The organism is Limisphaera ngatamarikiensis, assembly GCF_011044775.1.
GTDB lineage: Bacteria > Verrucomicrobiota > Verrucomicrobiia > Limisphaerales > Limisphaeraceae > Limisphaera > Limisphaera ngatamarikiensis.
The window spans coordinates 38,314-53,449 of record NZ_JAAKYA010000048.1; the positions used below are offsets into that span (position 1 = coordinate 38,314).

The window sequence follows — 15,136 nt, forward strand, 5'->3', positions numbered from 1 at the left end:
CGTCAACCCCATTCCCAAGCCGGTCTTCCCGGGTCTGCGCCGTTCGATTGACCAGCCGGAGCCGGAGCTCCCGGTGGGCGCGCCTCGGATCATCCGGCCCTTGAGGCCGTTCCTCACCCTCCCGAATCACAACCCCGACGTTCCAAGCCTGGAAACCACCTCCGGACCTGACCCGTTTGCGACCTCGTAAACTGCGGTTAAAGTGGCCCCTGTTGAGCAGTGGCTATGAGCGACCTAGAACCTGCAATGTGGCAGCAGGCCACGGTGATCATCCTGGGTCACGGCACGGAGGAAAATCCACGGTCCGCCGAGGCGGTCCGCTTTCAGGCACGTGAGCTGCAGGCAAAACGGCTTTTTGCCGCGGTGCGCGAGGCGTTCTGGAAACAACAACCGCACTTGCAGTCCGTGCTGGCGGAGGTCGCTTCGCCCCTGGTCTATGTGGTGCCCCTGTTCATGGCCGAAGGTTACTTTGCCGCCCGCATCATTCCGGAGGCCCTGGGACTTCAAGCGCCAGCCCAACCGGGTCGTTCCTGGCCGAAACTGAGGATCGAGCCCGGCCGTGTCCTGGTCTATTGCGCGCCGGTCGGCACTCACCCGCGCCTGGCGGAAGTGGCCCTGGCGCGTGCCGAGGGAATCGTGCGCGCCCATCCGTTCCCCCGGGTTCCACAACCTTCGGAGATCAGTCTCTTCCTCGCAGGACACGGTACCGGGCGCGACGCTCAGTCGCGACGGTCCGTGGAGGATCTCGCCGGGCAAATCCGGGCGCTGGGACGGTATGCGCGGGTGGATGCGGTCTTCCTCGACGAAGAGCCGCGCATCCCGGCCGTTTACGACCTGGCCCCGACACGCCGCATCGTGGTGGTCCCGGCCTTCATCAGCGATGGCCTGCATACCTTGGAAGATATTCCCGTCCTTCTGGGCGAGCCGGCGCGCGTGGTGAAGGAACGACTGGACTCGGGCCGGTTCCCCTGGCGAAACCCCACCGAGCGCAACGGCAAACTGGTCTGGTACACGCCGGCCCTGGGATCCGAACCCGCACTCCAAGAGGTGATCCTCGAGCGCATCCGCGAAGCCGGTCCTTACGTGCCGGCCGATGCCTGGCCCCGGTGACCGGGCCCATCTCAGCGCTGTGCCGGGCCTGCAACCCGGGCCCTTCAGGACGCGGGCAGTATGCTCAGCGTATGCGTGACAGGCACAAAGGCCGCCCGGATCGCCGCCACCAACCGGTCGCGCTCGGCCTCGGTCTGTCGGACGGCCTTTTCCAGGTCGGCCCGCCCCTCCGGACCGTGGAAGATTTGCTTCACCTGGCGCGTCTCGAACGCTTGCTTGGCCGCCACGGCCGCGTCCACCCGCGCAAACGCGGCCGCAAACGGGGTTTCCTCAAACGCCTCGGCCAGATTCACGCCACGGGCCAGTTCCGCCGCGGTGAAGACCTTGCTGGTGTTGCCCCACCGGACCCGGTAGCTGCCAGCGCTCCCGCCCCGAACCACCAACATCAGGCGGTTCAGGTCCTGATGAAAGGGCACCAGCCCGAAGGCCGCCCGTAAACTTGCCGTCTCGTTGCCCGGTTCATCCTCACACGCTGGAAACGCAGGACGCGGCCCCTCCGGAATCACCGCACGCGGCAGGCACGCGGGAAACGCGTACCGATGACTGCGAATGGTAAACGTGCGCCCCACGGCCGACACCAGTTCGTGCCCGGGCGAAACCCGGATGGAATTATCGCGCAAATCCACCATGAAGGTTCCGATGTCCCCGTCCAAACCCATGGCCTTGAGAAATGCGTACGCCATCACTCCATGCCCGGCCCAATCCGGGTGCACGCCGTCCTGACCCGCGATCATGAAGTTGGTCCCGAACCGCTGGCGACCCAGCTCACCCGCCCGCAACATCGGCACAAACACGTCCGCAAAACCCGCGCCCTCCCGCTCCGCCACCTGCAGCGCCAGATTTCGCAACGTACCCAGACTGCGGTTCAGATCCGCCACCGTGCCGGTGGCCGACTTGACCCAGTGCGGCACCTTCCCCACGCAGCCGGGCGATCCCACAATCACCCGGGCCCCATGGGCCTGAAAGGCCCGAACCACCGCACCCAGGTTCTCCACATACGCCCGTCCAATCCGCTCCTCGTAAGGGCGGTATTCGTGGTCGTTCATACCATAACAGGTGGTGGCGAGGGTCGGTCGGAAACGAAGGCAATCATTCGTCATCCGGGCCAAAAAACCCGGGGCCCGTTCACCGCTCCAACCGTACTGCCGCACGGAGACCTGATACTGCGGCACACAAACCGTCAGATAATCCTCGATCAACCGCGAGTACATCCGCTGCTCGGTGATCGAATCGCCGCAAATCGCCACGCGATCGCCGGGTTGCAACCAGAGACGCGTCACCGACGGCGCCGGCAGTGGCACGTACCCGGGAAGGGCCGGTTCCTGAAAAGCCACCTGCGGTGTCCGACAGGCGATCAACCCCAGCGAAAGCCCCAGAACCAAGAAAATCCATTTGGCACGCATGGCAGGACCATTCTCCAACCGCCCCGTCTCCCGGGTCAAGGACGGGATATCCTCGCACACCCCGAGGCCCCGGCGCATCGCCACGGGCAGGGTTGCGTCCCGAAAAGGAAAGCGGGGGACGCCCGTCGGGTGGCGTCCCCCGCGTGCTGCTCACGCCTGCAGGTGGGTTACGGATAAACCAGGCGGTAGAACACGTTGGTCCGGGCCGGATTCGGCGTGATGATCACCCGATTGGTGGCTTCGGACCCGGCCACGGGATACCACTGATCCGACGCCGTGATGCTGACGGAGTTGCTCAACAACCGCCAGCCGATGCGATCAGCCGGCCAGGACAGCTCCAGCCGCCCGTCACTCACGACCGCCATGATGTTGGTGGGCGTGGTGTTCACGCTGGGTTGACCACCCTGCAGCAACCGGATGGTGCCATCCACGGCCAGCATGTTGGTCCACACGTACTGGACCGTGCCGTCCGCGTTCATCTGGGGCAGGTCAATCAGCCCGAAGTTCTCCGCCGCCACGGGTCCGGAAAAGAGCTGGAACACGTCCCCGGTAACGAGGTTGTTGGTGTCCAACTGGGTGACCGTAAGCGTGGCGCCGGGTTGGACCACGATGTTGGTGCAGATCACCCGGTCGCTCTGCGGGCCAAGGGTCCGGCTGATTCGGAGGGTGGTGTTGCCGTACAGCGTCAACGTGCCCTGCACGGTCAGCGCCCCGTGTCCTTCAGGGAACCCGGGCGCCAACGTGCCCGAGAAGTTGATCTGCACGTTGCCGCGCACGGTGCCGTTTCCGCGCAACGTCTGCAGGGCCATGGCGCCCACGTCCAGCAAACCATCGGACCGGCCCGTGACATCCAACACCCCGGGCGCCGCCACCGTAATCACGGGCGACGACCCGATGTCCCCGTTGCTCCCCTCGGGCGACATGGCCAGCGCCAGCACACCGTTGCTCACCGTGGTGTTGCCGGTGTGGTTGTGGAAGGCCGTCAACGTCCATCGGCCGGTACCCACCTTCACAATGCTCACGTTGTCGTACAGGGTCCCGGCAAAAGTGGCGTCGGTGTTCAAGCCGCCCACCACCAAGGTCACCGTCTGACCCGGCGAGCCACCGCCGGCCGAAGCCGCGCGGATGGTGGAAAGCGGGTCCCCGCTCAACTCGCCAAACGGAATGGCCGAGCCGGACGCCGCACGGGAATACATGGTCACATTGTCAACCAGATGCACCCGGGCCCGCGGGAACCCGCTGGCCGTGGCCACGCGGAAGTCCCAGCCCGAAGGGGCACCGTTCACCGAGTTGGTCACCACGTTCAACACGCCCTCGAACCCGGTCCAGTCGCCGCCAATGTCGCCGCGGACGTAATTCACGCCCAGCTCCACAACGCCCTCACCCGTCACGGTGGAGGACCAGGTGAACCGACCCGGCAACTCGAATCGCACCCGGCTGCCAGCCGGCACGTTCACCGGCACACTGAATTCGCCCACAGCTATGGCGCCCGACAGATCGTTCACCGTGGCCCCGGCCAGTTCCACCACGTTACTGCCGGCAACCCGAAGGGTCCCCGTGCCAAACGCCCTGCTGTTGACACTGACGTAGCCGTCAATGGCAGGGCTGGTGGCCGGCGGCACCAGGGTCACGTAAGTGTTGCTCAACAGCGTGCCACCGCTGTAGGTGTTCGGCCCACCCACGGTGCTGATCCGGTTGCTGCTGCCCAGGATCACCAGACCGCCCGTGCCCTCCACAAGATTGGTCAACGTGTAGGGCGCACGGTTCAGCACCAGGAGGCCGGGCGCCTGCAGGGTGATCGGACCCGTGCCGAGCTGGCCGGCGGGATTGACGCCGTCGCCCAGCTCCAATACCCCGCCCGAGACAAGCGTGCGGCCGTATTGGTTCGCATCCGACGTCACCACCAATTTGCCCGGGCCCAACTGGGCCAGGGTACCATCCCCCACCACGGCCACCGCATTGGTCACGTTGTCACTCCGGTGAAAGGCCAGCACGCCCCCGTTGCTCAGCGTGACCTGACCGGCCGTGCCCAGCGTGCCGTTGGTGCTCCCGATGCCCACCTGCAACGTCCCACCGTCCACCGTGGTGGTGCCGGACCAACTGTTGTTGGCCGCCAACGCCACCCGGCCCGGGCCGCGCACGGTCACACTGCCCGAGCCAGTGATAGGAGCTGGATTGGTGAGTACACCATCCCGATGGAACACCAACTCACCCTGAACATTGGCGGGGCCGGAGCCCAGCGAACCGGTTGTACCACCGTCGCCCACTTGCAACCGGGCACCCGCAGCCACCGTGGTGCCGCCCGAATAGGTGTTGTCACCCGTCAACACCAGGGCCCCGGCTTGCAGGCTCAATTGACCGGAGCCGTGAATGGCCGAGGCCACCGTTCGCTCGCCCGGCAGGTTGTACACCAGCGAAGCCGCATTAGTGACGGGGCCGCTGCCCAGAGAGCCGCCCGTCGTCCCGTTGCCCACCTGCACCGTACCGGCCTCGATGCGGGTCGGACCCGTGTAGTCATTGTCCGTGAGCACGGTCAGCGTCCCACTGCCGCGCTTGATGAGCGAGGCCAGCCCGGTGATCTTGCCCGTGCCCTGGAAGGTGTAATTGGCCGCCGCATCCACGATGGCCTGGCCGGGTGAAAGGCTCCCCACGAGGTTCACCTGCGAGTTGTCCGCACCGGTGGCGTCAAACTGGACCGTGTCACCGTTCAGGAACACATCCGGGGCGCCATTGTGGAGCCAGTTGGCCGTGGTGTTGACGTCCCAAGCGTTCCCTGCCAGGCCACCCCTCCAGATCAACTGGGCCGCCTGCCCCGTGATGGTAAGGTCAATCGCCTTCGCAGCGGCGTCGTGCGTCAACGAGGGCACCAGGCGGGAAGGCGGGTAACCGGCCAGCGTAAGATTCCCCACGCCGCCACTCAAAGTGCCACCATAGGTGATCAGGCGGTACGAACCCGGAGGAAGCGCCTCCAACAGATTCACGCTCACCGTGTTGACCCCGGACAAACCCAGGTTGCCGGACACCACCAGCTGATCGCGGGACGCCGCCGCCACATCCAGTCGCAAGGTCGCACCACCGGTGAGGTCCAGGTCCCCGTTCACCGTCAGCGTACCCACGCTTTCACCGGGGCTGATGGTGCTGCCGTTGCCGGCGGTCAGGTGACCGCGAATCTCACCCGACCCGGTGAGGGTCTGGCCGTTGTTGAGGGTGTAACCCGCTGCACTCACGTCCAACACCGCACCGCCAGCCACCGTGATCGGAGTGGAGGTCACCAGGTTCCCGCCAGCGGCAATGGCCAGGGTGCCGGATTCGACCGTGGTCGCTCCGGTCCGATTGTCCACCGCAGCCAGTCGCAACGTGCCCGCACCGTTCTTGACGAGGTTGCCCGGACCCGTGATCGGTGTGGCAAGGGTGAGTGTGGTGCCCGCATCCGGCGCAATCACGCCGCCACCGGCCGCCACCGTCACACCCCGGTTGGCATCGTCAATGGCAAAGGAAGTCGTGGACTGTAACCTGCCACCGTCCAGGGTCAATTGATCCGGCGCAAACGTCGCCGGGGCATTGCCCAGAACCGATTCGCTCTCCAACAACAGGGTTCCGCCCTGGAGGATGGTCCGCCCGGTCCAGGTGTTGGCACCGGTCAAACGCACATTGCCCGGCCCCACAATCCGCAACGGGCCGGTACCTGAAATCACGTTGCCCACGGTGAGCGTCGTGCCGGCGTCGGCGGCCAGAGAACCCCCTGCAGGATCCACCTGGATGCCGCGAGTCGGCTCGCCAAGGGTCTGGTCCTGCACCGCCCTCAAACCACCACCGGCCAGGGTGATGGCATCGGCACGGTAACTGCCCGGCGCAGGACCGAGCGCCGCCTCGTTGCTCACGCTGAGAAATCCGGCGCGCACAATCGTGCGACCCGTATAAGGGTTGGCGCCGCCGGCAGGAGCAAGGAACAACGTGCCGGTACCGCGCTGCTCCACGTTGCCCGGCCCGTCAATCAGGTTCGTCACCACCAGGTCATCACTCCGGCCAAAAGCCAGGGTGGCATAATTGGTAATCACCGGCGTGCGACCCGGTTTGCCACTGGTACCACTCCCAAACTGCAACACGCCGTTGCTCACCACCGTGATGCCGTTGTACTCAATCGTGGGACCGTTCAGAATCCATGTACCGGTGCCCTCCTTGATGATGCCCACACCGTTGGCCACCCCCGGCGCGGCAAAATTGCCGCTGAACGTGGCGTCGGTGTTCAACCCACCCACACGCAAGACAAAAGGTAGCGAGTTGCCCGCGCCTGCCGTGGTGTTGTTCGCAAACAGGGTGGCAATCCCCGGCACGTCCGCCGCCAGTTCACCAATCGCCACCTGGTTGCCGGCCGTGCCGTTGTTGTAAACGTTCACGGTGCTGGTGTTGACCCCGTTCGTGGTGATGTAAACGCGCGCATTGGCCCAACCACCGTTGTTCACAAACTCATCCGTAAACCGCAGATCACCGTTGCCCCGCGGCGACGCTGCCACCACCACACGGCCGGTGAACCCGCTCCAGTTGCCGCCCAGATTATCCCGCACAAAGTCCACGAAAAGATTCATTGTGCCGCCACCGTACACGCTACCGCTGAACGCAGGAAACGCACGGGGCGAAAGGTACAGCGTGCCGGTCTGCCCGGGTTCAATCACCAGGTCATTGGGCAAACCACTAACCGTGGGCGTCGTGCTGGGGTTGCTGCCGGGAATGGCCGCCAGGTAGCTGCGCAGAATCCCGCCCCGGAAAATCACCGGACCGCCGGCCGCACCGCCCAGCGCCGTGCTGTTGACAGGATTGCGCGAATCGTCCCGGGCCGTCGGCCCCAACTGCAACATGCCATTGCTGATGATCGTGCCCCCGCTGAACTGGTTCATCCCCATCAGCGGGCCGTTCGGATCCGGATTCAGCACCAGCGTGCCCGGACCGGCTTTGACGAACGTGTTGGTCGTGACCAGGTTGGCCGTGATGGTGGCCAGCCCCCAGCCGGTCAGAAGATTCGTCATCCCGCCCTGGGCAAGGTTCACCCGCACAATGGCCACCGGCGCGGTGTTGTTGCTCAGCACCAGGGGAGCACCGCCGTTGTCCAGGGACCAGTTGTCCACGGTCGACGGGTCCGGATCCTCAAAGGTGATGTGCCCGATCACCACCGGGTCCACGCCGTTGCGCGGGTCCACCGTAACACCCACGGTGCTCCCACTGGCCGGATCCGCCTGGAACAGCGCCGTCTGATCCGGCCCGTACGCCACAATGCCGTTCACCCAGTTGTTGGGATCGCTCCAGAATCCGGGCAGGGTGCTGTACCACGTACCACTCTGGCCCCACGCACAAAACGCCAGGGCCCCGACAGCAACGCCCGTGACGACCTTGCAGATGTGCAGAGCCGACCGAGAGACCAAACAGATCAACCGATTGGCTGGCTTCATGGCTTTCACTGGTTTCATACCTCCGTTGGCAGGGTTGGCAAGGGTTCGGATCCCGGCCCGGAGACAGGAGGCACACCCGCCCGGCGGTGTACCCGCCCCACGCCGACAGATCGGATCCGAACAAAACCCGGGTTCATACCGCGTCCTACTCTACCCCGAGCCCTCCTCCCTGCACATGGCCAATTCTGGGGATACGCCGCCTGGAACGCGCCGAAGCCGCCCAAGCACGCCCACCGGAAACTACCCGAAGCCTCCCCCGCCTGTAGGCGGTTAAATTCGCGGGCCAAACCTCCGAAAGACCTCAGCCAGCCAGGGGAAATTTCCTTCCCTGCCACCAAGACCCGCGTACCCTACAGACCGGCAATGCATCCGGTGGCCTTTCAGCTCGGACCCTTGACCGTGCACTGGTACGGCGTGCTGGTCGCGTTGGGATTCCTGTTGGGACTCTGGAACGCGGCCCGCCGTGCACCCGCAGCCGGCCTGTCCGGCGAAGCCGTCGCCGACATGGGCCCCTGGCTGATCGTGGGCGCCGTGCTGGGTGCCCGACTCCTCTACGTGCTCACCTACTGGCGGGAACAGTTCGCCCGGGCGCCATGGTGGGAGGTCTTGATGGTCCATCACGGCGGCCTGGTGTTCTACGGCGGCCTTGCCGGAGCCGTCCTGGCCGGCCTGGTGTTCCTCCACCGCCGCAAACTTCCCGTGTGGCGGACCGCCGACGTGTTGGCCCCCGGCATCGCCCTCGGCTACGCCGTGGGGCGTTGGGGGTGCCTCCTGAACGGTTGTTGCTACGGCCGGGTCTGTGACCTCCGATGGGCGGTCCGTTACCCGCCCGACAACCCGCTGGGTCCGCCCACGTTCCCGGTCCACCCTTCCCAGGTCTATGATTCGTTGCTGTCCTTCGGGCTCTACGGCGCACTGGCCTGGCTGTTCCGACGCCGGCGCTTCGACGGCCAGGTCTTCGGCGCCTACCTCATCGGCTACGCACTGACCCGGTCCGTCGTCGAGTGTTTCCGCGGCGATTATCCACCCGAGCACATCCGACTCGGACTCACCCCCGGCCATTGGACCAGTCTCCTGGTGTTCCTGGCCGGCTTCACCGTGCTCTACACCCGCGCCCGCACAGCCGCGCCGCCAGGCCCAAACCGCACAAACTGATCGCGTCCACGGTCTCCAGCCGACTCATGGAAGAATCGCCCACCGTCCCGGTGCTCGTGCTGGCCGGCCCGACCGCCTCGGGCAAAAGCGAACTGGCTTTGCTGTTGGCCGAGCAAATCGACGGCGAAATCGTCTCGGTGGACTCGATGCAGGTTTATCGCGGCATGGATATCGGCACGGCCAAGCCGCCTCCCGCGGACCGCGCCCGGATCCCACACCACCTGATCGACGTCGTCGAACCCACCGAGCCGTTCGATGCCGCCCGATTCGTGCAGTTGGCCCGGTCGGCCCTGGCGGAAATCGCCGCCCGCAACCGGCCGGCTATCCTGTGCGGCGGCACCGGACTATATTTCAAAGCCCTCGCCCTCGGCCTGGGAAGGACGCCGGCACCGGATCCCGCCCTGCGCGCACAACTCGAGGCCACCCCCCTGCCGGAACTGCTCCGTGAACTCGCCGAAAAAGACCCCGTAACCTACGAACGCATCGACCGACGCAACCCACGCCGCGTCATCCGTGCCGTGGAGGTCATCCGCCTGACCGGCCGACCTTTCTCCGCCCAACAAGCTCCCTGGCACCCACAAGCCTGGCCCACAGCATGGCGGGGCCGAATGTTCGCCCTCCGCAGGCATCCCGACGACCTCCGGCGCCGCATCGAACTCCGAGTGGACCACATGTTCCGCGCCGGCCTCGTGGAGGAAACCCGCGCCCTCCTGGAGCGGGGCGTGCCGGAAACCGCCACCGCCCTCCAAGCCCTGGGCTACCGACAGGTGCTGGACCACCTCAAAGGCCGCCGGTCCCTGAACGAAACCATTGCCGAGGTCAAACTCCGAACCCGGCAATTCGCACGCCGCCAAATGACATGGCTCCGACACCAAATGCCCCTGGACTGGATCGAGATCTACCCGGAAACACCAGCCCTATCCGTCGCCCAGACCATTCTGGAACGCTGGCGGGCCGCCGGCGACATTCCCAGACCCCGCTCAACCTGAACTCCGCCCGCACCCACTGGACAGCAACCCCTCCGCCCGTCATATTCAGCGCATGGCACTGACACCTTCCACCATGCTGTTACCGTTGGGCACGCCGGCCCCCGATTTCCGCCTGCCGGACACGGAAGGCCGGCTGGTTTCACTTGCCGATTTCAATGGCGCGCCGGCCTACCTGGTCATGTTCATCTGCAACCATTGCCCCTACGTAAAGCACATCCGCTCCCACCTGGCCACCCTGTGCCGCGAATACCAGTCCAAGGGCGTGGCCATCGTCGGGATCAACGCCAACGACGTGGAACGCTACCCGGAAGACAGCCCGGAACGCATGAAGGAAGAAGTCCGGTCAGCCGGCTACACCTTCCCCTACCTCTTCGACGCCTCCCAGGAGGTCGCCAAAGCCTACCGCGCAGCCTGTACGCCTGACTTCTTCCTGTTCGATCGCGAGCGCAAACTGGTCTACCGCGGTCAATACGACGACAGCCGCCCCGGCAATGGTATCCCGGTCACCGGCCGGGACCTGCGAGCCGCCCTGGACGCCGTGCTGGCCGGCCGTCCCGTCCCCGCCAACCAGAAACCCAGCATCGGCTGCAACATCAAGTGGAAGCCCGGGAACGAGCCCGATTACTTCAAATAACCTCCCCGGGCCGTCGCCCAATGCCCACCCCCAACCCACCAGAGCCGGATAGCCCCGGTGACCTGACCCGGCCCCACGCCGCGGTCCGGTGCCGACACCAAGCGCAACCACCGGACCCCCGTCCGGGCGGCCGGGTCATGGACAGAACCCGACTCTACCACGACGCAGCACGGCACATCCGTGCCAGCACCTCATAAACCACCCCGGCAGCGTCCGGACCACAAGAGTTGATCTCGCCATAAGGCGGCCGGTCCCGATCATAAGCAAACGGCGGGCGCTCGTCCCACTGGCTCTTGGGAATCAAATACCCCAGCTCGTCATTCGCAAGGCCCACAACCAACTTGAGCCGCCCCGGCATCAAACTCCGCAAGGGCGGAGCCTCCACCGGAGCCACCGGAAAATCAGCCCCCTTCGGGCTCTCCACGCCGCCATTCGCAATCTCGGGATACAATTCGCCCGGCACACACGCCAACGTCGCCTCGCCCACGCGAATCAAGGCCACCTCGCTCCGTACATACGGCCACCGGACATACCCCCGGTCCAGCACCCCCAACACGCCCGCCAGCCAGTAACGCCAGTTGGTCACCCGCACCTCCACAGTCTGCGCCCAAACCCCCAGCACAACCCCGCGTTCCTCCGGTTCACGCGCCGACAACAACACCGGCGCCAGCCGCGCTGCCAACTGATACCCCAGCGCGCGTGCCTTCTCATGCGAGGGTTCCCTCCACGCGCGATCCGACCACGGATCCCGCACAGTCACCCCGGGCGACGTCGTCATCAGACCCCCCACCGCCCCGTTCACAAACACATGCACCCCACCCACCGCCGGTAACCGCTCCTGATCCCCCTCCCGCACACCCCGCTCCAGCGCATCCCGCAAAACCCCGCAAAAATCAGCCGTCACATCACGATTGCCCGACCACGGCGTCTCGGGATGATTCCCCCAGTTGATCAGGCTGCCCAGGGTCCGACCCGTCCCCGGCGCCACAAACTGAAGAACCCGCAGATCCGCATCGTACACCTCCGGCGGACGCGTGTCGGCCAGCAACCCCTGCGGCTCACACGGCACATGATGATACACAAGCCCGGCCGGTTCCAAACGCGCCACCGCCTGCCCCAGCGCGTCCACACAAGCCCGTCGCACCTGCTCCAGATACTCCGGATCCACACCGCTCCGCCACGGCACGGGCCCCCACAACCCCATCAAATCCGGTGTGGAATGATTGTGTGTGCTGCAGATCATCACATAATCCAGCCCCCAGGCTTCCGGCAGCCGCCGACGCACCCGCACCACATCGTCATGGAAAAAGCCGATCGCGTCCAACGCCACCAACCCCACCCGCCGCCGCCCGTCGTCCATGACACACGCCAGCGCCCACAAATCATCCTGCACCCGTGCCGCCACCCGGTTCGCACCAAACCCCGCCAGGTAAACCGGCCGGCCCCCTTCCAACTCGGGCGTGATGCGTACCCGGCCAAACCCCACCCGGAACACCCCCGCCTCCCTCTCCGGCGTCAGCTCGAGATCCAGCCGGTACCCCGGAGTTCGATCCCGAAATGCGTACCAACAACGTACCCCGAACAACACCGCCAGCAGCAACAAAGCCAGGACCAATACCCTGGCCATCCGCCGGACCCACGCCTTCACCCGGCCACCCTGCGAGTTTTGTCCCATGGTCAGCCTCACTGGCTCCAAACCGGTCGGCGGCCCCCGACAAGCCTGCGCAGCACCGCCCGCCCGGGACCGCGTCCCGTCCTGTCCCCACGGATCCAGACTCCGGACCCGACTCCACCCGTAACCTTCGCCCGCTCAGGCCCGTGCCTCGCGACCCATCTCAAGCGCCCCCAGGGTTGACCCGCAACGCGCGCCCTTCACCCTTACCGCGCGGGTTCCCGCACCGCCGGGGACGGAGCCGCCCCCCAGACGATCATCCCAAACCGCGATCAACACCGCCCCGCAAGGCGGGCGACTTGGGCCGCTCCCTGTCCCGCCTCAGCGTCCTTGTGTCCCTTCCTTTGACCCGGTTCCCCGGCGGCAGCCCAGCCCTACTCGTAACTCACGCTCCCACCCGATCGCGATGCCAGCCACCGTTGGAAGGCCTCTTCACTCTCCACCACCAACACCCCCTGCGCCATCGCCGCGTGCCCGTTCCCACACAACTGAGCACAAATGATCCGGAACCGCCCCTCCCGCGTCGGTGTGAAATGAGCGGGCACCCGCATCCCCGGAATGGCATCCACGGTCAACCGCATGGACGGTATCTTGAACGAGTGGATCACATCCTTCGAACTCACGTAAACGATCACCGGCTTGCCCACCGGCACGCGCATCTCATTCAGCGACGTCACGTCATCCCTGCCGGCCGGATCCTCCGGGTCGATGCCAAACAGATTGGTCTCACTAACGAAACGCGGATCCTGCCGGCCCAATCGCCCGTCCGCACCCCCATAGCGAAAGTTCCAATTGAACTGCTGCGCCATCACCTGCACCACCGTGGATTCCTCCTCCGGGGGAAATGCCTCGCTCATGTAAGCCCAGATCGGCACTGCCAAAAACACCAGCAGCAACCCCTCCACCGTCGCCACCGCCACCTCGGCATACGTTGAAACATGGCTCCGCGCACCCACCACGTCCGGCCGAGGACTCCGCCGGTGGTGGAACCGCCACAACACGTACACGAAATACACAAGCCAGCCCACAAACAGAATGGCCATCAACCAGTGGACATACCCGATGAAGCGGTCAATGGCCACCCCGTGAGCCGAAGCCACCTCGGGCAATCCCAGCCACTTCGTCATAGCCGTTCCTCCGCTCTCCGACCGTTCTCGGCAAGTTCCTGCCTGGATTCCTGACGCACCGCGTGAACAAAAAAGGCCACCACCCCGCTCAACACCAACGCCACCACCAGCACCAGGGTTACCACGGCCCACGTCAGCCCCTTCGCCGCAGGTGCACCCGGATCGCCATAACAGACCGCGCACGCCCACGCCACACCGGGTGACCCCGCAACCGTACCTCCCGCAAGCAGCCCCTTCCAGATCCGATGCGTCGCCACCCTCATAGGTACGCCGTCCTCTTGAGCTTCTTCAACACGTACCCTCCGTAAAACACCACCAGGCCCCCGGACACCGCACTAACCAGTCCCCAGGCCAGGTCGGATCCGGTGCCCCCCTCACCTGCCGCCCGGGCAAGCAGCGTACCTGCCGTGCCAAAACACAACAGACTCAACGCCGTCACAAATACCACATGCACAACCTTCAGCGACATAACATCAGCCTTTCGCAGGGCCGGCACCCGGGTGCGGGACATCCCCATGGGCCCAAATGCACAAGCCCATCAGCGCCACAAAAAACAACACCGTAAACGCCAACAGGAAATAAACCACGTACCGTTCCTGCAGCAAATGCATCAAATGACCCGCCACCAGAAACGCGTTGACCGCCGCCGCCCCCAAAATCAGGGCCACCCGCCAACCCGAATCCGGCAGGGGCGCATACGCCACCCCCACCATGCACAGCGTCACCGCCGCCACCACCAGGAGCACGGTCCGCCCTCGCGTTACCGCCGCCCTGTACAACTCGCCAGTCTGGGTCGTCTCATTCATGATCTCACGTCAGATAAAGGAGCGGGAACAGGAAGATCCAAACCAGATCCACAAAGTGCCAGAACAGTCCGGCCACCTCCACCCGGTTGGTGAAGTGCGCCGGATCCAGATGCCACAACCGGCTCCCCGGCCCCCACAAGTACGCAAATACCACCAGCCCACCCAGCACGTGCAAACCATGCAGCCCCGTCAGGGTAAAGTAAATCGCCAGAAACGTGTTGTGACGGGGCGCATAGTTCTGCATTCGCTCAATCTGGTCCCGCGGAATCACCATTTCCTCATGCGCCCCGTGAGCCGATCGCCCGTCCAACAATTCCCTTCGATCCGTCACCCAACGTCCCTTCAACACCACCGCCGCTTCCGTCGTACGAGCCTTCACCAGGTGACCATCAGCAATCCGCCCGTCCTTCAGTCGCACCTCGTAATGCGTCCACTTGTCGTGGTATTCGTAGGCCTTGATCCCGAGAAACACCGTGCCGAGCAGCAACGTCAAACCCATGTGCAACTTGAACAGATCAAACCGCCGCGCCCGGCAGGCCGCCCATGCGAGAAACGTGGTCACGGCCGAGGACGCCAGCAACAGCGTGTTCAACGTCCCCAACGGCACGCTCAACCAACCCCGGGGCCATGTGTCCGGGGGCGCCCCCACGCGCAAAAACACATACGCACTGAACAACCCCCCAAACAACATCACCTCCGAAGCCAGAAACAACCACATCCCGAGCTTGGCGTTGTAGACGCCCGTGTCGGGTCGCGGCTCGACCGTGTAGGCAATTTCCATGGCTCGCTTCGATCC

The 15,136-nt window shown here is 65.2% G+C and carries 12 protein-coding genes; 4 read left to right on the plus strand and 8 right to left on the minus strand.

Going from position 1 to position 15,136, the window contains the following annotated elements; all coding sequences use genetic code 11:
• Positions 1-225: 225 nt before the first annotated feature.
• Positions 226-1,110: a CbiX/SirB N-terminal domain-containing protein gene (locus G4L39_RS07075; RefSeq protein ID WP_165107011.1), complete on the plus strand. Its 885-nt coding sequence runs from the start codon at positions 226-228 to the stop codon at positions 1,108-1,110.
• Positions 1,111-1,154: 44 nt separating this feature from the next.
• On the opposite strand, the gene G4L39_RS07080 is transcribed toward G4L39_RS07075, so the two are convergent.
• On the minus strand, positions 1,155-2,513 hold the full coding sequence (locus G4L39_RS07080; RefSeq protein WP_165107013.1) for an SGNH/GDSL hydrolase family protein: 1,359 nt from the start codon (positions 2,511-2,513) through the stop codon (positions 1,155-1,157).
• Positions 2,514-2,680: 167 nt separating this feature from the next.
• Positions 2,681-7,957, minus strand: coding sequence for a beta strand repeat-containing protein (locus G4L39_RS07085; protein ID WP_165107014.1), 5,277 nt, complete (start codon positions 7,955-7,957; stop codon positions 2,681-2,683).
• A 363-nt stretch (positions 7,958-8,320) separates the two neighbouring features.
• Here G4L39_RS07085 and lgt point away from each other — a divergent pair, with 363 nt between their 5' ends.
• The 3 genes from lgt to G4L39_RS07100 are packed head-to-tail and all read left to right on the plus strand — an operon-like array spanning position 8,321 to position 10,735.
• Positions 8,321-9,112, plus strand: a complete 792-nt coding sequence (lgt, locus tag G4L39_RS07090) for a prolipoprotein diacylglyceryl transferase (RefSeq protein WP_165107015.1) — start codon at positions 8,321-8,323, stop codon at positions 9,110-9,112.
• 26 nt (positions 9,113-9,138) lie between these two features.
• Positions 9,139-10,101, plus strand: a complete 963-nt coding sequence (gene miaA, locus G4L39_RS07095; protein ID WP_165107017.1) for a tRNA (adenosine(37)-N6)-dimethylallyltransferase MiaA — start codon at positions 9,139-9,141, stop codon at positions 10,099-10,101.
• Between the two features lie 52 nt (positions 10,102-10,153).
• Entirely contained in the window at positions 10,154-10,735 is a 582-nt protein-coding gene (locus G4L39_RS07100; RefSeq protein WP_165107018.1) for a thioredoxin family protein, read from the plus strand.
• Positions 10,736-10,889: 154 nt separating this feature from the next.
• Here the strand turns inward: G4L39_RS07100 and G4L39_RS07105 are convergent, their stop codons facing one another.
• From G4L39_RS07105 to G4L39_RS07130, 6 genes are all read right to left on the minus strand, one after another.
• Positions 10,890-12,410, minus strand: coding sequence for a hypothetical protein (locus tag G4L39_RS07105; protein ID WP_165107019.1), 1,521 nt, complete (start codon positions 12,408-12,410; stop codon positions 10,890-10,892).
• Between the two features lie 371 nt (positions 12,411-12,781).
• Positions 12,782-13,534 carry a cytochrome c oxidase subunit II gene (locus tag G4L39_RS07110; protein WP_165107021.1) on the minus strand — a complete coding sequence of 251 codons (753 nt, stop codon included), beginning with the start codon at positions 13,532-13,534 and terminating at the stop codon, positions 12,782-12,784.
• Complete coding sequence (locus G4L39_RS07115; protein ID WP_165107022.1) at positions 13,531-13,797, minus strand: hypothetical protein; 267 nt, start codon at positions 13,795-13,797, stop codon at positions 13,531-13,533. The genes G4L39_RS07110 and G4L39_RS07115 overlap by 4 nt, the downstream gene beginning before the upstream one ends.
• Positions 13,794-14,003 carry a hypothetical protein gene (locus G4L39_RS07120; protein WP_165107024.1) on the minus strand — a complete coding sequence of 70 codons (210 nt, stop codon included), beginning with the start codon at positions 14,001-14,003 and terminating at the stop codon, positions 13,794-13,796. Before G4L39_RS07120 ends, G4L39_RS07115 begins: the two co-directional genes overlap by 4 nt.
• Positions 14,004-14,007: 4 nt before the next feature.
• The gene (locus tag G4L39_RS07125; protein ID WP_165107025.1) at positions 14,008-14,340 is read right to left on the minus strand and encodes a hypothetical protein; all 333 of its coding nucleotides are present in this window, start codon (positions 14,338-14,340) and stop codon (positions 14,008-14,010) included.
• A 4-nt stretch (positions 14,341-14,344) separates the two neighbouring features.
• Positions 14,345-15,121: a cytochrome c oxidase subunit 3 gene (locus G4L39_RS07130; RefSeq protein WP_165107026.1), complete on the minus strand. Its 777-nt coding sequence runs from the start codon at positions 15,119-15,121 to the stop codon at positions 14,345-14,347.
• Positions 15,122-15,136 lie beyond the last annotated feature (15 nt).